The organism is Kitasatospora sp. NPDC015120, assembly GCF_043080305.1.
Lineage (GTDB): Bacteria > Actinomycetota > Actinomycetes > Streptomycetales > Streptomycetaceae > Kitasatospora.
The window spans coordinates 84,482-101,914 of sequence record NZ_JBIBVJ010000017.1; the positions used below are offsets into that span (position 1 = coordinate 84,482).

Below are 17,433 nucleotides of genomic sequence, written 5' to 3' on the forward strand. Positions count from 1 at the left end.
GTTCACCCCGGGGGCCGCCGGCGGCTGAGCCCGGCCGGGCCCGTCCCCGCGGGCCGCACGGGCGGGTCCCGGGCCGGCCGCGGCACGGAATTCCGGGCCGCGGACGGCCGCGCGTATTTTGGCGGGAATATTTTCGGTCCCGGTCGGAGTAAAGTGTCGCTCGACCGGGAACAGGGGCCGCCCTCCTCCCTTGTCCGGGAACGAATCCACCGCACCGCCACCGCCGTCGCCGGCCGCCCCGTGAGACGGGGCCGGGCGTGGGCCCCGGGAAACATGTCAGGCCGGTGTCAGAATTCTGCCGGGGATTTTGGGTAATACGTCCGCTATGTCCGGTGGGAATTGCGGCTTTCCTGTCGATTGCGCCCGTCCTGTCCGCTGCGATGCCGGGTGAATTCCCCGACATTGGCCCTGTTGCAGAGGGCGTCGATCCGGATACATTCAGCCGCGGTCGACGCAATCGCCCGTTCGCCGGATGCCGTTCGGCGGACCCGGGAGGATTGCGGCATGCACGGCCGCGCCCAGGGGGGGTTCCCCGGGCCGGCCTCCAACCAGACCCGCGTCCGCAGACCTGCGGGGGCGTGAAGGGCCAGCACAGCACTAGGGGAGTTCGGAATGGCTCAGGGCACCGTCAAGTGGTTCAACGCGGAGAAGGGCTACGGCTTCATCGCGGTCGACGGTGGTGCGGACGTCTTCGTCCACTACAGCGCGATCCAGATGGACGGCTACCGCACCCTTGAGGAGGGCCAGCGGGTCGAGTTCGAGATCTCTCAGGGGCAGAAGGGCCCGCAGGCGGACATGGTCCGCGCGGCGGTCTGACCTTTCCGACACCCAGGAGTCCGGCTCGGCCCATCGGCTGGTGCGCCTCTTGCTTCACGGCGGGGGCCGGCGGGCCCCCGCCCGCGGGGGGCCCCGGCGGGGCCGCCGCGCCCGCGGGGCGCGGCGGCCCCGCCGCACCCCCTCCCCGCCTCCAGAGAAGGGCACGACAGAGACGATGACAGCGACGAGCAGGGCGGCCGGGGACGGCAGCGGCCTGGTGGAGATGTCCTGGGACCCGATCACCCGGATCGTGGGCAGCCTGGGCATCCACACGAAGATCGACTTCAAGCAGAAGAAGGTCGCGGAGTGCTACAGCACCTCCTCGGTGTTCCGCGGCTACAGCGTCTTCCTGCGGGGCAAGGACCCCCGCGACGCCCACTTCATCACCAGCCGCATCTGCGGCATCTGCGGCGACAACCACGCCACCTGCTCGGTCTACGCGCAGAACATGGCCTACGGCGTGAAGCCGCCCCACCTCGGCGAGTGGATCATCAACCTCGGCGAGGCCGCCGAGTACATGTTCGACCACAACATCTTCCAGGAGAACCTGGTCGGGGTGGACTACTGCGAGAAGATGGTCCGCGAGACCAACCCCGGCGTGCTGGAGCGCGCCGAGCGCACCGAGGCCCCGCACGCCGGCGACCACGGCTACCGCACGATCGCCGACATCATGCGCTCGCTCAACCCCATCGAGGGCGAGTTCTACCGCGAGGCGCTCCAGGTCAGCCGCTACACCCGGGAGATGTTCTGCCTGATGGAGGGCCGCCACGTGCACCCCTCCACGCTCTACGCGGGCGGGGTCGGCACGGTCGCCACCGTCCAGCTGTTCACCGACTACCTGACCCGGCTGATGCGCTACGTGGAGTTCATGAAGAAGGTCGTGCCGCTCCACGACGACCTCTTCGACTTCTTCTACGAGGCGCTGCCCGGCTACGAGGAGGTCGGCCGCCGGCGCGTCCTGCTCGGCTGCTGGGGCAGCCTCAACGACCCCGACCACTGCGACTTCACCTACCGCAACATGACCGACTGGGGCCGGAAGATGTTCGTCACCCCCGGCGTGGTGGTCGACGGCAAGCTGGTCACCAACGACCTCACCCGGATCAACCTCGGCATCCGCATCCTGCTCGGCAGCTCCTACTACCGCGACTGGCAGGGCGAGGAGCTCTTCGTCACCCACGACCCGCTCGGCAACCCGGTCGACCCCCGCCACCCCTGGAACCAGCACACCATCCCCGCCCCGCAGAAGCGCGACTTCGACGACAAGTACAGCTGGGTGATGTCCCCGCGCTGGTTCGACGGCACCGACCACCTCGCCCTGGACACCGGCGGCGGCCCGATCGCCCGGCTCTGGTCCACCGCCCTGTCCGGGCTGGTCGACATCGGCTACGTCAAGGCCACCGGCCACAGCGTGCTGATCAACCTGCCGCGCTCGATGACCAAGCCGGAGACCACCTTCGAGTGGACGATCCCGCAGTGGAGCAACGCCCTCGAACGCAACCGCGCCCGCACCTACTTCCAGGCCTACGCGGCCGCCTGCGCCCTGCACTTCACCGAGAAGGCGCTGGACGAGGTCCGGGCCGGGCGCAGCCGGACCTGGGAGCGCTTCGAGGTGCCGGACGAGTCCATCGGCTGCGGCTTCACCGAGGCCGTGCGCGGCGTCCTGTCGCACCACATGGTGATCCGCGACGGGAAGATCGCCAACTACCACCCGTACCCGCCGACCCCGTGGAACGCCAGCGTGCGCGACAGCCACGGCACGCCCGGGCCCTACGAGGACGCCGTGCAGAACACCCCGATCTTCGAGGAGAACCCGCCGGACAGCTTCAAGGGCATCGACATCATGCGGGCGGTGCGCAGCTTCGACCCCTGTCTGCCCTGCGGCGTGCACATGTACGTCGGCGGCGGGCGGACCGTGCAGCAGATGCACGTGCCCACCGGCCTGAGCGGACTCACCGCATGACGGCCGAACAGACCGGCCGGCGCATCCAGGAGGCCCTGGACCGGCTCGACCGGCTCGGCGACGGGGACGGCGCGGCCCAGCAGGCCGGCGAACACCTGGTGCGCGACCTCATGGACTTCTACCACGACGGCCTCGCCCGGCTCGTCGGCGCACTGCCCGCCCCCGCCCTCGCCGCGCTGCTGGACGACCCGGCGGTCGCCGCCCTGCTCGTCCTGCACGACCTGCACCCCGAGGACACCACCGCCCGGATCCACCGGGCGCTGGCCGCCCTGCCCGGGACGGTCGAGGCGGCCGGCTTCGACCCCGCCACCGGCACCGTCCGGCTGCGCCGCACCGGCGGCGGCTGCGGCTGCTCCGAGGAGGACATCGAGGCGCAGCTCGCCTGCCACGCCCCCGAGGTGACCGCCCTGGAGTTCGAGCGCGCCCCCCGGCTGCTGCAGATCGGCACCCGCCCGGGCGAGCCGGCGGAGGCCGCCCGGTGAGCGCCCGCCGGCTCGCCCGCCCCGGCACCGCCCTGCTGCACCGGCTGCGCGAGCCCGCACCACCGCAGCCCGAGTGCTGCGCCTTCTGCGGCCAGGGCGTCCCCCCGTCCCACCGGCACCTGGTGGACACCGAGGAGCAGAACCTCACCTGCGTCTGCACCGCCTGCGCGCTGCTCTTCCGCCGGCCGGGCGCGGCCGGCGGCCGCTACCGGCACGTCCCCGACCGCCACCTCACCGAGCCCGACCCCGGGCACCGGATCGACGAGCGGGCCTGGGCGGCCCTCGGGATCCCGGTCGGCACCGCCTTCCTCTTCCGCAACGCCCGGCAGGACCGGCTCGTGCTGCTCTACCCCGGCCCCGGCGGGGCCACCGAGAGCGAACCGGACGAGGCCGCCTGGCGGGCCGCCCTCGGCGGCAGCCGGCTCGCCGCCGTCCTGGAACCCGACGTGGAGGCGCTGCTGCTGCGCCGCACCGACGCCGGGATCCACTGCCTGCTGGTGCCGATCGACACCTGCTACGAACTGGTCGGCCGACTGCGGCGCTGCTGGAAGGGGTTCGACGGCGGGGCCGAGGCCCGGGCCGAACTCGACGCCTTCTTCGCCCGGCTCGCCGAACGCGCCCGGCCGCTGCGAGAGGACGTACCCGGATGACCCCGCTCGCCTTCACCTGCACCGCTGTCCGCGCGGCTGAGCACGCCGCCGGGCCCACCCTGCTCTTCCGGCTGCGGATCACCGCGCCGCCCGGGGCCCGGGTGCACGCCCTGGCGCTGCGCTGCCAGCTGCGCATCGAGCCCGCCCGGCGCGGCTACGCCGAGGCGGAGGCCGGCCGGCTCGGCGACCTGTTCGGCGAGCGCGCACGCTGGGGCACCACCCTCCACCCGGTGGAGTTCGCCCAGGTGCCGCTGATGGTCCCCGGCTTCACCGGCGAGACCGAGCTCGACCTGCCCGTCCCCTGCACCTACGACCAGGACGTCGCCGCCGCCCGCTACCTCAGGGCCCTGGACGACGGCGAGGTCCCGCTGCTGCTGCTGTTCTCCGGCACCGCCTTCGCCGGCCCCGGCGGCTTCCAGGTCTCCCCGGTGCCCTGGGACCGGGAGGCCGCGGTGCGGATGCCGGTACGGGTGTGGCGCGAGGCGATCGACCGGCACTTCCCCGGCTGCGGCTGGCTGCGGCTGCCCGAGGACGTGATGGACGCGCTGCTCGCCTACCGCTCGCGCCGCGCCCTGCCGTCCTGGGAGGCGACCGTGCGCGCGCTGCTGGCCGGCGCCGAGGTCGGGGAGGCGGCCCGGTGACCGCCCCCGACCCCGCCTTCACGCCCGAGATCGAGGCCAGGTTCGCCCAGGCCCGGCAGATCGCCGACGCCGTACTGTTCGAGGGCTACGTGCTCTACCCCTACCGGGCCTCCGCGGCGAAGAACCGGCTGCGCTGGCAGTTCGGCGTGCTCGTCCCGCCCGGTTACGGCGCGGACAGCGGCGAACACTTCCACCAGCGCACCGAGTGCCTGATGGAGCCGCGCCCCGGCGACCGGCTGGCCGTCGAGCTGCGCTTCCTGCGGGCCCGGCAGCGCACGGTCGAACGCGCCCTGCCCCGCGGCGGCTACGAGGAGACCGCCGAACTGGAGCTCGCCGACCGGGTCCTGGTGCCGTGGGACGAGGGCGTCGAGGAACGCGTCGAAGTCGTGGTGCCCGTCGGGGAACTGGAGGCAGAGGTGGTGCGGCCCTTCCACCTCCCGGCGGGCCGGGAGGTGGAGGTGCTGCGCGCGGACGGCGCCGTCGTCGGCCGGCTGCTGCGCCGCTGGGAGCGCACCGACGGCCTGCTGCGGCTGACCGCCCGTGACGTGCCCGGTCCGTACCCGGTGCGGCTGCTGACCGCGGTGGTGGAGAACACCACCGACTGGGCGCCGCGGCCGGAGGACGGGCGGGACACCGCGCTGGCGCGCTCGCTGGTCTCGGCGCACCTGCTGCTGGGGCTCGACCACGGCGCCTTCCTGTCCCCGGCCGACCCGCCCGAGTGGGCGCGGGCCGCCGCCGCGCAGTGCCGCAACGAGCACACCTGGCCGGTGCTGGCGGGCCCGCCCGGCCGCGACCGGGTGGTCCTCTCCTCGCCGATCATCCTGGAGGACCACCCCGCCATCGCTCCCGAGAGCCCCGGCGCGCTCTACGACGCCACCGAGATCGACGAGATCCTCGCCCTGCGCACCGCCGCCCTGACCGACCGCGAGAAGCGCGAGGCCCGGGGCACCGACGACCGGGCCGGCGCGGTGATCGACCTCGCCGACTCGATGCCCCCGGAGGTGCTGGAGCGGCTGCACGGCGCCGTCCGGGGCCTGCGCGGGGTCACCGGCAACGCGCCCGGGCAGCCCTGGTGGGACCCGGGCGACGATCCGGAGGTCGATCCCGCGCGGGACCGGGTCCTGGTCGACGGCCGCGAGGTCGGCGCCGGAAGCCGGGTCCTGCTGCGGCCGGGACGGCGGCGCACCGACGCCCAGGACCTCTTCTTGGCCGGCCGCACCGCCGTGGTCGAGGCCGTGCTGCACGACGTCGACGGCGCGGTGCACCTGGCGGTCACGCTGGAGGACGACCCGGGCGCGGACCTGTGGCGCGCCCAGGGCCGCTACCGGTACTTCCAGCCCGACGAGATCACCCCGCTGGAGGCGCCGTGACGCCGGGAAAGGTGCTGGTCGCCGGGGTGGGCAACATCTTCCTCGGCGACGACGGCTTCGGGGTGGAGACCGTGCGGAGGCTGCGCGGGCACCCGCTGCCGGCCGGCGTCGAACTGCTCGACGCCGGCGTGCGCGGGGTCCACCTGGCGTACCGGCTCCTCGACGGCTACCGGACGCTCGTGCTCGTCGACGCCGTCGCCCGCGGTGGCGAGCCGGGCACGGTGTACCTCGTCGAGGCGGACGCCGGGCCGGTGGAGGTGCCCGTCCTGGACGGGCACCGGATGGGGCCGGACGCCGTGCTCGCGCTGCTCGGCACGCTGGCCGCCGGAACGGGCGGATCGCGGCCCGACCGGATCCTCGTGGTGGGCTGCGAACCGCAGTCGCTGGAGGAGGGGATCGGACTGAGCGCACCGGTGGCCGCCGCCGTCGAGGAGGCGGTCCGGCTGGTCCTGCGGACCGTCGGTGCGCCGGAGCTCGCCAAGAGAGAGGTCTCACCGTCATGAGGAAGCTGCTGTGCGCGGCCGTCCTGGCCGCCGTCGTGGCCCTGGTCGTGCAGAACCTGGACGACCTGAAGCGCTATCTGCGCATCCGCCGGATGTGAACGGCGCGCTGGTGCGTCCGGCGTAGTCCCGGGCGCGGCGGCGGCGCGGCTGCGGGCCGCTGCCGCCGCCGCGGCCTGTAATGGGGCCTGTTGCCTCCCAGCCGGGAACGGGGCCCATGCACGAGATGTCGATCGCGACGGCCGTCGTCGACCAGGTGGACGCCGCGGCGCGCCGGCACGGGGCCCGGGCGGTCGCGCGGGTGCGCCTGCAGATCGGCGAACTGGCCGGAGTGGTGCCCGCGGCGCTCGGCTTCTGCTTCGAACTGGCTTGTGCCGGAACGCTGGTGGCGGGCGCCGTGCTGGAGACCGAGGCGGTGCCGGGGCGGGCCAGGTGCGGGCCGTGCGCGACCGAGTGGGCCGTCGGCATGCCGCCCGACCTGGGCTGCCCGCACTGCGCCGGCGGCCGGGTCGAACTGCTGGCGGGCCGCGAACTGCAGATCCTCGGCGTGGAGTGGGCCGCACACCCGCCGGGCGCCGGTACCGGCGCCGGACAGGAAGGCTGAACCCATGTGTCGCACGGTGGAACTCCGGCAGGCGGTCCTCGCCCGCAACGACGAGGGCGCCCGTGAACTGCGCGCCCGGCTGCTCGCCCGGGGCACCGTCGCGGTGAACCTGCTCTCCAGCCCGGGCAGCGGGAAGACGGCGCTGCTGGAGGCCGAACTCGCGCTGGCCCGGGAGCGCGGGATCGCGGTCGCGGCGCTGACCGCCGACCTCGCGACGGAGAACGACGCGCTGCGGCTGGCCCGTTCGGGCGCGCCGGTGAAACAGGTGCTCACCGACGGGCTGTGCCACCTGGAGACCGAGATGCTCACCGCGCAGCTGGCCGGCTGGCTGCCGCGGGACACCCGGCTGCTGTTCGTGGAGAACGTCGGCAACCTGGTCTGCCCGGCCTCCTACGACCTCGGCGAGTCGCTGCGGGTGGTGCTCGCCTCGGTCACCGAGGGGGAGGACAAGCCGCTCAAGTACCCGACCGCGTTCGGCCTGGCCAACCTGGTGCTGGTGACCAAGGCCGACCTCGCGGCGGCGGTGGAGTTCGACGAGGCCGCGTTCCTGGCCGCCGTCGCCCGGGTCAACCCGGGCGTGGAGGTGGTCCACACCTCGGCCCGCACCGGGCAGGGGGTGGGCACGCTGCTGGAGCGGGCCCGCGCGGTGCTGGACGGCGCGCCGGTCCACCGGCCGGTGATGGCGGGTGCGCCGCAGCACGGGCACCCGCACGGGCACTCCCACGGGCCCGGGCACTCCCACGGGCCCGGGCACCCGCACGCGCCCGCGGGTGCGGCGGCGGAGCGGTCGTGACGGTACGGCGCCGGGTGGCCGTCAGCGGCGTCGTCCAGGGCGTCGGCTTCCGGCCCTTCGTCTTCGCCCTCGCCACCGAGCTCGGCCTCGCCGGCACCGTCACCAACACCGGCGAAGGCGTGCTCGCCGAGGTCGAGGGCGGGCCGGAGGCGGTCGAGGCGTTCTGCCGCCGGATCGCCGGGGACGCACCGCCGCTCGCCCTGGTCGCCGCCGTGGAACACGCGCCGCTCACCCCCACCGGCGCCCGCGGCTTCGCCATCGCGCCGTCCCGCGCCGGCGGCCCGCGCCGGACCCCGGTGCCGCCGGACACCGCCACCTGCGCCGACTGCCTCGCCGAACTCACCGACCCGGACGACCGCCGCCACCGCCACCCGTTCATCAGCTGCACCAACTGCGGACCGCGCCACACCATCGTCACCGGGCTGCCCTACGACCGCGCCAACACCACCATGGCCGGCTTCCCGCTCTGCCCGGACTGCACCCGGGAGTACACCGACCCCGCCGACCGGCGCTTCCACGCCCAGCCGCTCTGCTGCCACGCCTGCGGGCCCCGGCTCACCCTCACCGTGCCCGGCCGGCCCGCCGTCGAGCGCGAGGCCGCCCTCGACGGGGCCCGCCGGCTGCTGCGCGAGGGGGCGGTCCTCGCCGTCAAGGGCCTCGGCGGTTACCACCTGGCGTGCGACGCACGCCACGCACCCGGCGTCACCCGGCTGCGCCGGCGCAAGCGCCGCGGCGCCAAGCCCTTCGCCCTGATGGCCCGCGACCTCACGCAGCTCGCCGCGCTCGTCCGCCTCGGCCCGGTCGAGGAGGAACTGCTCACCGGCCCGGCCCGGCCGATCGTGCTGCTGCGCCGCTGCGGCCCGGCCCCGGACGGGCTGGACGCGGTGGCGCCCGGCAGCCCCGACCTCGGGGTGATGCTGCCGTACACCCCGCTGCACCATCTGCTGCTCGCCCCGCCCGGCCCCGGGCTGCTGGTGATGACCAGCGCCAACCTGTCCGGCGAGCCCATCGTCACCGACGACGCCGAGGCCCTCGCCCGGCTCGCGCCGCTGGCCGACGCCTGGCTGACGCACGACCGGGCCATCCACGTCCCCTGCGAGGACTCGGTGGTCCGGGTCGTCGACGGGGAGCAGCTGCCGCTGCGGCGCTCGCGCGGCCACGCGCCGCTGCCGCTGCCGCTGCCCGTGCCGGTCCGGCCCGCGCTGGCCGCCGGCGGGGACCTCAAGAACACCTTCGCGCTGGCGGACGGCGGCTACGCCTGGCTGTCCGGGCACATCGGCGACATGGACGACCTCGCCACCCTCGGCGCCTTCGACCGCGCGGTGGCGCAGCTGGCGGCCGTCACCGGCGTGCGGCCCGAGGTCCTGGTGGTCGACCGCCACCCCGGCTACCGCTCCGCCCGGCACGCCCGGCGCACCCACCCGGCGGCGGAGCCGCGGACGGTGCAGCACCACCACGCCCACATCGCCTCGGTCATGGCGGAGCACGGGCTCGACGGCCGCCGCCCGGTCATCGGGGTCGCCTTCGACGGCACCGGCTACGGCGACGACGGCGCGGTCTGGGGCGGCGAGGTGCTGCTCGCCGACTACGACGGCTTCCGGCGGTTCGGGCACCTCGGGTACGTGCCGCTGCCCGGCGGCGACACGGCGGTGCGCCGCCCCTACCGGATGGCGCTCGCCCACCTGTGGGCCGCCGGTCTGCCCTGGAGCGCCTCGCTGCCCGCCGTCCGGGCCTGTCCCGAGGGGGAACTCGCGGTACTGGAGCGGCAGCTGACCCGCTCGCTGAACTGCGTGCCGACCTCCAGCATGGGCCGGCTGTTCGACGCCGTCTCCTCGCTGGCCGGGGTCTGCCAGCTGGCCGGCTACGAGGCGCAGGCGGCGGTCGAACTGGAGGCGGCGGCACGGGACCACGGCCCGGCCGACGGCTACGCCTTCGCGCTGCGCCCGCACGGCGGCGTGCTGGTCGGCGACCCGGGACCGGTGCTGGCGGCGGTGGTCGCCGACCTCGCCGCCGGGGCGCCGGCCGGCCTGGTCGCCGCCCGCTTCCACGCCGCGGTGGCCGGCCTGGTCCGCGCGATGTGCCGGGCCGCCCGCGAGCACTGCGGGCTGGAGACGGTCGCGCTGAGCGGCGGGGTCTTCGCCAACGCGCTGCTCTCCGCCGGCTGCGGCCGGGACCTGCGGGCCGACGGCTTCACCGTGCTGCGCCACCGCCGGGTGCCCCCCAATGACGGCGGGCTGGCGCTCGGCCAGCTGATGGTGGCCGCCCGGGCCGGCGGCCCGGGCGCCGGTTGAGAGGAGAGGGCGGATGTGTCTGGCGGTGCCCGGCAGGGTGATGGAGATCGCGGAGCGCGACGGCACGCGGATGGCGGTCGTCGATTTCGGCGGCGTCGTCAAGGACGTCTGCCTGGAGTACCTCCCCGATCTGGCGGTGGGTGAGTACGCCATCGTGCACGTGGGGTTCGCCCTGCAGCGGCTGGACGAGGAGTCGGCCCGGCGGACCCTCGACCTGTTCGCCGAACTCGGCCTGTTGCAGGAGGAGTTCGGTGATCCGTGGGAGGCGGCGGCCGGGCCGGCCGGAACGGAGGAGCGGAGTTGAGGTACCTGGAGGAGTTCCAGAACCCGGAGCTGGCGGGCGGGCTGCTCGCCGACATCCGGGCCGCGGTGACCAGGCCGTGGGCGCTGATGGAGGTGTGTGGCGGGCAGACGCACAGCATCATTCGGCACGGGATCGACCAACTGCTGCCCGAGGGAGTTGAGTTGATCCACGGGCCGGGCTGCCCGGTCTGTGTGACCCCGCTGGAGGTGATCGACCGGGCGCTGGCGATCGCCTCCCGGCCCGGGGTGATCTTCTGCTCCTTCGGCGACATGCTGCGGGTGCCGGGCACCGACCGCGACCTGTTCCGGGTCCGCGGCGAGGGCGGCGACGTCCGGGTGGTCTACTCGCCGCTGGACGCGCTGCGGATCGCCCGGGAGAACCCGGACCGCGAGGTGGTGTTCTTCGGCATCGGCTTCGAGACCACCGCCCCGCCCAACGCGATGGCCGTCCACCAGGCCAGGAAGCAGGGCGTGCGCAACTTCAGCATGCTGGTCTCGCACGTCCGGGTGCCCCCGGCCGTCGAGGCCATCATGAACGCGCCGGACTGCCGGGTGCAGGCCTTCCTCGCGGCCGGGCACGTGTGCAGCGTGATGGGTGTCGAGGAGTACCCGGAGCTGGCCGCGCGCCATCGGGTGCCGATCGTGGTCACCGGCTTCGAGCCGCTGGACATCCTGGAGGGGATCCGGCGCACCGTACGGCAGTTGGAGCGCGGCGAGCACACCGTCGACAACGCCTACCCGCGGGCCGTGCGGCCGGAGGGCAACCCGGCGGCCCGGGCGATGCTGGCGGACGTCTTCGAGGTGACCGACCGGGCCTGGCGGGGGATCGGCGTCATCCCGGGCAGCGGCTGGCGGCTCTCGCCGCGCTACCGCGACCACGACGCCGAGCACCGCTTCGACGTCACCGGGATCACCACCCGCGAGCCGGCGGCGTGCCGCAGCGGCGAGGTGCTGCAGGGGCTGCTCAAGCCCGACCGGTGCGAGGCGTTCGGCACCGTCTGCACCCCGCGCACCCCGCTGGGCGCCACCATGGTGTCGAGCGAGGGCGCCTGCGCCGCGTACTACCTCTACCGGCGGCTCGGCGCGCCGGGCGTCTCCCGGGAGGTGAGCCCCGTTGGCTGACACCGTGACCCTGACCGGACCGGACCCCTCCGGCTGGAGCTGCCCGCTGCCGCTGCGCGACCACCCCCGGGTGGTGATGGGACACGGGGGCGGCGGGGCGATGTCCGCCGAACTCGTGGCGGGTCTGTTCGCCCCGGCCTACGGCAACCGGACCCTCGCCGGCCTCGCGGACTCCGCCGTGCTGGAGCTCGGCGGCGCCCGGCTCGCGTTCTCCACCGACTCCTACGTGGTGCGGCCGCTGTTCTTCCCCGGTGGCAGCATCGGCGACCTCGCCGTCAACGGCACGGTCAACGACCTCGCGATGAGCGGGGCGCGGCCCGCCTACCTCTCCTGCGGCTTCATCCTGGAGGAAGGGGTGGAGATGGCCGTGGTGGACCGGGTGGCGAAGGCCCTCGGTGCCGCCGCCCGGGCGGCCGGGGTGGAGGTGGTCACCGGAGACACCAAGGTGGTGGAGGCGGGCCGCGGCGACGGCGTCTACCTGAACACCGCCGGCATCGGGCTCGTCCCGGCGGGCGTGCACATCGCTCCGCAGCGGGCGGTGCCGGGCGACGTGGTGATCGTCAGCGGGGACATCGGGCTGCACGGGGTCGCGATCATGAGCGTGCGCGAAGGCCTGGAGTTCGGGGTCACGGTCGAGAGCGACTGCGCCGCGCTCGGCGGCCTGGTCGAGGCGATGCTCGCCGTCACCCCGGATCTGCACGCGCTGCGCGACCCCACCCGGGGCGGGCTGGGTGCGGCACTCAACGAGATCGCGACGGCGGCCGGCGTCGGCGTGGTGGTGAACGAGCGGGCCGTTCCGGTGCCGCCCGCAGTGGCCAACGCCTGCGCCGTGCTGGGCCTCGACCCGATGTACGTCGCCAACGAGGGCAAGCTGGTCGCCTTCGTGCCGCGCGAGGAGGCGGACGCGGTGCTCGCGGCCATGCGGGCGCACCCCCGCGGCGCGGGCGCGGCGGTGATCGGCGCGTGTGTGGCCGACCACCCCGGCACGGTCGTCGCCCGGACGGCGTTCGGCGGCACCCGGGTGGTGGACCTGCCGATGGGGGAGCAGCTGCCGAGGATCTGCTAGGCGCGGGCGGGCCCCGGCGGCGGAACCTCCCGCTCCGGGGCCCCGCCGTCCGGTCGCCCGCGAACTCCGGCCGGGGTAGCGTCACTGGTGGTCACCGGGCCGTCGCGGACCGTTCGCCCGGGACGGGGCGCGGGCGAGGCCCGCCGTGGCCGCGTCGTCCCGCCCGCCGACCCGACAGGAGCGTCCCACCGTGGCCGTACCCACCACCTTCGACCAGCGCGCCACCGGCTTCGGCCTTGCGCTCGCCTACAACCTGGCCAAGGCCGCCGACCTCGCCTACAAGGACGAGGCCACCATCGAGGCGCAGGCCCGGGCGTGGGGTTTCGACACCGTGCGCCACCACCGCACCCGCTTCACCCCGCCGTTCCCGCTCCAGGACACCCAGGCCTACACGATGGCCGGCGAGCACATGATCGTCACCGCCTTCCGCGGCACCGAGCCCGCGCAGATCCGTGACTGGCTCACCGACAGCACCACTCCGCCCTGGCCCGGTCCCGCCCGCACCGGCTTCGTCCACTACGGCTTCGCCGAGGCCCTCGAATCCGTCTTCCCCGACGTCGCCAAGACCCTCGCCGAGCTGCGCACCGACGGGCAGAGCGTCTGGTTCACCGGTCACAGCCTCGGCGGGGCGCTCGCGATGCTCACCGCCGCCCGGCTGAGCCTGGAGGACCCCCGGCTGCGGGCCGACGGCGTCTACACCTTCGGCCAGCCCCGCACCTGCGACCGGCTGCTGGCCGCCGCCTACGACAAGGGCCTCCAGGGCCGCACCCACCGTTTCGTCCACGCCAACGACATCGTGCCGCAGCTGCCCCCGGAGCCCGCCTTCACCCATGTGGAGACGCTGCACCACATCGACTCGGCGGGCCGCCTGCGCGAGCGGACCGGACTCGTGGGCGGCCTGGCCGACCGCGCCAAGGGGCTGGGCGCCGCCGCGTTCTCCCCGGACGGCGAGGGCATCCGCGACCACCTGATGCGCAGCTACCTCGCCGCCCTGGAGAAGGCGCTCGCCTGACCGCGCCGCGGCCCCCGGCGCCCGGCGGAGGCACCGGGCCCCCGCCGGGGACCCGGCCGGCCTACCGCTCGTGGAGCGCCCACGCGCTGCTGTCGACCCTCACCGAGCCGGGCAGCGCGATGAGTTCGGGCTTGAACAGCGGGGGAGCGCCCATCGCGGGCTCCCAGGTCGCCAGCTTCTCGTCCTGGGGGACCTCGATGTGCCGGCCGGCGGCGAGGTCGGCGACCACCCGGAGCAGCAGGCGCACCCCGAGCGGTGCCAGATGCTCGCGCCACAGGCTCTGCGCGGTCGAGCCCGGGGGCACGAGCAGGTGCTCCTGGGCGGCGAGCGGGCCGGCGTCGGTGCGCTCGGTGAGGTGGTAGACGCTCCCGCCGGTCACCTTGTCGCCGTCGCGGATCGTCCACCGGATCGCGTCCCGGCCGCGGTGCAGCGGCAGCAGGCTGGGGTGGTAGCCGATCGTCGCGATGCCGGCCCGGGCGCGGGTCCGGCGGCCGAGGAAGGCGTGCGAGTGCGCGGCGATGATGACGTCCACGCCGTCCGGGACGTGCCCGGCCCGCAGTTCGGCGCAGTCCGTCCAGGGGATGTCCCGGTGGTAGGCCCAGGAGCGCAGGCGGTCCCAGCACATCGCGTCGCCCTCGTCGGACCTCCCCTTGCGCAGCCGGGGCGCGGCCGCCCCGGTGATCTTGTGCCCCTTGTCCAGCAGGGCCTCCGCGACCTGCACCGCGAACGCCCCCTGTCCCGAGATGTAGATGTTCACCGGTCCTCCTGCGGTCGCGGGTCGGGTGCCTTCAGTCCGGCGTGGTCGGGGTGGAACAGCACCGGCATGGTGGAGAACCCGGTCAGGAAGTTGGACCGGATCGGCAGGGCCTCGCCGGTCTGCTCGAAGCCGGTGGTGAAGTCCCGCAGCGCCTTGAGTAGTTCGGCGATCTCCACCTTCGCCAGGTACGAGCCGACGCAGAAGTGCGGGCCGTAGCCGAAGGCCAGGTGCTTGTTGGGGGTGCGGCCGAGGTCGAACACCCCGGGCCGGGCGAAGACCCGTTCGTCCCGGTTGCCCGAGGCGTGCCAGAGCGTGACGATCTCGCCCGGGCGCAGCCGCACGCCGTGCAGTTCGGTCTCCCGCTCGACGCTGCGCCCGAAGTGCATGGTGGGCGAGGCCCAGCGCAGCACCTCCTCGACGGCGGTCCCGACGGCCACCTCGCCGCGCTTGAGCCGCCGCCACTGCTCCGGCCGGGCGGCGAGGGTGCGGACGCAGTCGATCATCGTCAGCCGGCTGGTCTCGTCGCCGCCGATGATCAGGCTGTAGCAGTTGAGCACGACGTCCTCGTCGGACAGCGGAACGCCGTCGACGGCGCTGTCGATCAGCATGCTGATCACGTCGTCGCCCGGGTTCTCGCGGCGTTCCTCGACGACGTCCATGAAGTACATCAGGATCTCGTTGCGGGCCATCTCGGAGTCGAGCTCGTCGACGGACTCGTCGTCGGCCGAGAGCGCGGTCCTGGTCAGGCCGAGCAGGTACTCCCGGTCCTGCTCGGGCACGCCGAGCAGGTTCGAGATCGTGGTCATCGGGATCCGGCTCGCGATCCGCTCCGCGAAGTCGCAGCCGCCCGACTCGACGGCCTCGCGGATCCACCGCCGGGTGTTGGCCCGCACGGTCAGCGCGACCTCGTCGAGCACCCGCGGGGAGAGCACCCGCTGGAGGATCTTGCGCAGCTCCAGGTGCCGGGGCCCGTCGGTGACGGCCAGCATCCGGCCGGCGCCGGCGTCACCGCCCTCCAGCAGGGTGACGAGCACATTGCCGCGCTGGGACGTGAGGTTCACGGTGTCCCGGTAGGCGTTCAGGATGTCCTCGTGGCGCGAGAGCACCCAGAAGCCGGGCCGCCCGTCGGCCGGCGGGTTCCAGTGCAGCGGGGCGGTGTCGCGCAGGGTGCGCCAGAAGCCGGCGAGGTCGTGGCCGGCGAAGGTGGCCGGGTCGCCCAGGTCCACGGTGTCCAGTGCCGGGGTGGTCATGGTCACCAGTCCGTCCGCCAGAAGCGGCGGGGCCGGAACGGGTAGGCGGGCAGCGGCACCCGGTGGCTGGCCTCCCCGCGGTGCAGGGCCTCGAAGTCCACCTGTCGGCCGCCCACCCAGGCGGCGGCCAGCTCGGACAGCGCCCGCGCGTGCGGACCGGAGGGCACGATGCCCCGTTCGGTGCGGGTGAAGTCGTCGGGGCCCGGCGGCGGGGCGTCGGCGGTGCTGACGGCGGCCGGTCCGCCGGCGGCGTCGCCGGACAGCGCCGCGATCAGTTCCGCGCGGCTGCGGACCACGGCCGCCCACCGCCGGGCCATCACCTTGCGGCCGAGGTTGAGGCTGAAGCAGACGTCGTCCAGCCGGAGCCCGGGGTCGGCCTCCAGCCACTGCCTGAGCCGCTCGCGCTGACGGGCCAGGGCCTCGTCGTCCAGGGCGGACAGGGTGGCCAGCCTCGGCCGGCCCGTCTCCTCGGGGGCCCGCGCGGCGGTGGCCGGCGCCTCCTCCAGCACCAGGTGCGCGTTGTAGCCGCCGCCCCCGATCGAGGTGATCCCGGCGCGGCGGACGCCGGCCTGCGGCTCCCAGCGGGCCGCTTCGAGCTGTGGCACGAAGGGGGTGCCCGGCAGATCGAGGTCCGGGTCGACCTCGGTCAGGTTGATCGTCGCCGGCAGCGTGCGGTGGTACAGCGCCAGCGCGGCCTTGACCGCGCCGAAGCCGCCCGACACCACGCCGCCGTGGCCCACGTTGCCCTTGACCCCGCCGATCGAGGTGGTCGCGGTCTGCTTGCCGAAGGCCATGCTCGCCGCGTGCACCTCCAGCCCGTCGGTGACCGGCATGCCGAGCCCGTTCGCCTCGTACATGGACACCGTGTCCGGGGTGACGCCGCCGACCTCCATGGCGCTCGCGATGCAGGCGCTCAGCCGCTCGGGCTGCGCCAGGCCGTACGCCATCGCGCTGACCCCGTTGTTGTTGACGGCCGATCCCTTGACCACCGCGTAGATGTGGTCGCGGTCGGCGACGGCGCGGCCCAGCGGCTTCAGCAGCACGGTGACCACACCGCTGGACAGCGCGGTGCCGGTGCCGTTGGCGTCGAACGGGCGGCAGTGACCGTCCTTCGACAGGATGCGGTTCTCCTCCCACAGGTGGCCGCGGGGGTGCGGCAGCCGGACCATCGCGCCGCCGGCGACCGCCAGGTCGGTCTGGCCGAGCAGCAGCGACTGGCAGGCCAGGTGCACCGCGTAGTGGAAGCCCGCGCAGACGGCGGCGACGGTGACGGCCTCACCGGTCAGCCCCATGTAGTACAGCGCGTTGGAGGTCATGGTGTCCGGCGACCAGGCCAGGCTGGCCTCGATCGCCTCGGGGCCGACCGACACCCGGTCCGGCGGGGAGCTGTAGAGCGCGGCGGTCTGCGGGTTGTTGGCGCCGTACATGCCGACCTCGGCCTTCAGCCGGTCGGGGTCGTAGCCGCCGTCCTCCAGCGTCTCCCAGGCGCTCTCCAGGAACAGCCGGTTCTCCGGCGTCATCGCGGCCGCCATCCGCTCGCTGATGCCGAACACCGAGGGGTCGAACCGGTCGTAGGTGTCGAGCACGCCGCACGCCCGGACGTAGAACGGGCTGTGGATCAGCGTCTCGTCCACCTGGATGTCGTCCTTGGCCAGGAAGGTGATGGACTCCCGGCCGTGGACCAGGTTGTCCCAGAACTGTTCCTTGGTGCGGGCTCCGGGTGCCCGCAGGGACATGCCGATCACGGCCACGTCGCCCGGGTCGTACTCCTGCTCGGGGCTCTCGGTCATGGGAAGGCTCCTGCTTCGTCGTCGAG

General features: G+C 74.4%; 18 protein-coding genes. 15 read left to right on the plus strand and 3 right to left on the minus strand.

Features of this window, described 5'->3' with window-relative positions:
- The first annotated feature begins 612 nt into the window (after positions 1-612).
- From ACF1AK_RS28680 to ACF1AK_RS28750, 15 genes are all read left to right on the plus strand, one after another.
- A complete protein-coding gene (locus ACF1AK_RS28680) occupies positions 613-816 on the plus strand; it encodes a cold-shock protein (protein WP_030289665.1) in 204 nt (67 codons plus the stop codon).
- Positions 817-991: 175 nt separating this feature from the next.
- A complete protein-coding gene (locus ACF1AK_RS28685; RefSeq protein ID WP_391501726.1) occupies positions 992-2,776 on the plus strand; it encodes a nickel-dependent hydrogenase large subunit in 1,785 nt (594 codons plus the stop codon).
- Positions 2,773-3,258, plus strand: a complete 486-nt coding sequence (locus ACF1AK_RS28690; RefSeq protein WP_391501727.1) for a thioredoxin — start codon at positions 2,773-2,775, stop codon at positions 3,256-3,258. The genes ACF1AK_RS28685 and ACF1AK_RS28690 overlap by 4 nt, the downstream gene beginning before the upstream one ends.
- Positions 3,255-3,908, plus strand: a complete 654-nt coding sequence (locus ACF1AK_RS28695) for a DUF5947 family protein (protein ID WP_391501728.1) — start codon at positions 3,255-3,257, stop codon at positions 3,906-3,908. Before ACF1AK_RS28690 ends, ACF1AK_RS28695 begins: the two co-directional genes overlap by 4 nt.
- Complete coding sequence (locus ACF1AK_RS28700; RefSeq protein ID WP_391501729.1) at positions 3,905-4,549, plus strand: DUF6084 family protein; 645 nt, start codon at positions 3,905-3,907, stop codon at positions 4,547-4,549. Before ACF1AK_RS28695 ends, ACF1AK_RS28700 begins: the two co-directional genes overlap by 4 nt.
- Complete coding sequence (locus ACF1AK_RS28705; RefSeq protein WP_391501730.1) at positions 4,546-5,919, plus strand: hypothetical protein; 1,374 nt, start codon at positions 4,546-4,548, stop codon at positions 5,917-5,919. The genes ACF1AK_RS28700 and ACF1AK_RS28705 overlap by 4 nt, the downstream gene beginning before the upstream one ends.
- Positions 5,916-6,422 (plus strand): hydrogenase maturation protease, encoded by a 507-nt coding sequence (locus tag ACF1AK_RS28710; protein ID WP_391501731.1) that lies wholly within the window; start codon positions 5,916-5,918, stop codon positions 6,420-6,422. Before ACF1AK_RS28705 ends, ACF1AK_RS28710 begins: the two co-directional genes overlap by 4 nt.
- Complete coding sequence (locus ACF1AK_RS28715) at positions 6,419-6,520, plus strand: DUF6893 family small protein (RefSeq protein WP_380283557.1); 102 nt, start codon at positions 6,419-6,421, stop codon at positions 6,518-6,520. The genes ACF1AK_RS28710 and ACF1AK_RS28715 overlap by 4 nt, the downstream gene beginning before the upstream one ends.
- 116 nt (positions 6,521-6,636) lie before the next feature.
- Positions 6,637-7,023 (plus strand): hydrogenase maturation nickel metallochaperone HypA, encoded by a 387-nt coding sequence (gene hypA, locus ACF1AK_RS28720; RefSeq protein WP_391501732.1) that lies wholly within the window; start codon positions 6,637-6,639, stop codon positions 7,021-7,023.
- 4 nt (positions 7,024-7,027) lie between these two features.
- Positions 7,028-7,816 (plus strand): hydrogenase nickel incorporation protein HypB, encoded by a 789-nt coding sequence (gene hypB, locus ACF1AK_RS28725; RefSeq protein WP_391501733.1) that lies wholly within the window; start codon positions 7,028-7,030, stop codon positions 7,814-7,816.
- Positions 7,813-10,107, plus strand: a complete 2,295-nt coding sequence (hypF, locus tag ACF1AK_RS28730; RefSeq protein ID WP_391501734.1) for a carbamoyltransferase HypF — start codon at positions 7,813-7,815, stop codon at positions 10,105-10,107. The genes hypB and hypF overlap by 4 nt, the downstream gene beginning before the upstream one ends.
- Before the next feature lie 13 nt (positions 10,108-10,120).
- On the plus strand, positions 10,121-10,411 hold the full coding sequence (locus ACF1AK_RS28735) for a HypC/HybG/HupF family hydrogenase formation chaperone (RefSeq protein WP_380290313.1): 291 nt from the start codon (positions 10,121-10,123) through the stop codon (positions 10,409-10,411).
- Positions 10,408-11,532 carry a hydrogenase formation protein HypD gene (hypD, locus tag ACF1AK_RS28740; RefSeq protein ID WP_391501735.1) on the plus strand — a complete coding sequence of 375 codons (1,125 nt, stop codon included), beginning with the start codon at positions 10,408-10,410 and terminating at the stop codon, positions 11,530-11,532. Before ACF1AK_RS28735 ends, hypD begins: the two co-directional genes overlap by 4 nt.
- A complete protein-coding gene (gene hypE, locus ACF1AK_RS28745) occupies positions 11,525-12,598 on the plus strand; it encodes a hydrogenase expression/formation protein HypE (protein WP_391501736.1) in 1,074 nt (357 codons plus the stop codon). The genes hypD and hypE overlap by 8 nt, the downstream gene beginning before the upstream one ends.
- Positions 12,599-12,788: 190 nt before the next feature.
- Positions 12,789-13,610, plus strand: a complete 822-nt coding sequence (locus ACF1AK_RS28750; protein ID WP_391501737.1) for a lipase family protein — start codon at positions 12,789-12,791, stop codon at positions 13,608-13,610.
- A gap of 61 nt (positions 13,611-13,671) precedes the next feature.
- On the opposite strand, the gene ACF1AK_RS28755 is transcribed toward ACF1AK_RS28750, so the two are convergent.
- Genes ACF1AK_RS28755 through ACF1AK_RS28765 form a run of 3 tightly spaced genes read right to left on the minus strand, consistent with a single transcriptional unit; the run spans position 13,672 to position 17,407 of the window.
- Positions 13,672-14,367: a formyltransferase family protein gene (locus tag ACF1AK_RS28755; RefSeq protein WP_391501738.1), complete on the minus strand. Its 696-nt coding sequence runs from the start codon at positions 14,365-14,367 to the stop codon at positions 13,672-13,674.
- On the minus strand, positions 14,364-15,623 hold the full coding sequence (locus ACF1AK_RS28760) for a cytochrome P450 (protein ID WP_391501739.1): 1,260 nt from the start codon (positions 15,621-15,623) through the stop codon (positions 14,364-14,366). Before ACF1AK_RS28760 ends, ACF1AK_RS28755 begins: the two co-directional genes overlap by 4 nt.
- A complete protein-coding gene (locus ACF1AK_RS28765; protein WP_391501740.1) occupies positions 15,620-17,407 on the minus strand; it encodes a beta-ketoacyl synthase N-terminal-like domain-containing protein in 1,788 nt (595 codons plus the stop codon). The genes ACF1AK_RS28760 and ACF1AK_RS28765 overlap by 4 nt, the downstream gene beginning before the upstream one ends.
- Positions 17,408-17,433 lie beyond the last annotated feature (26 nt).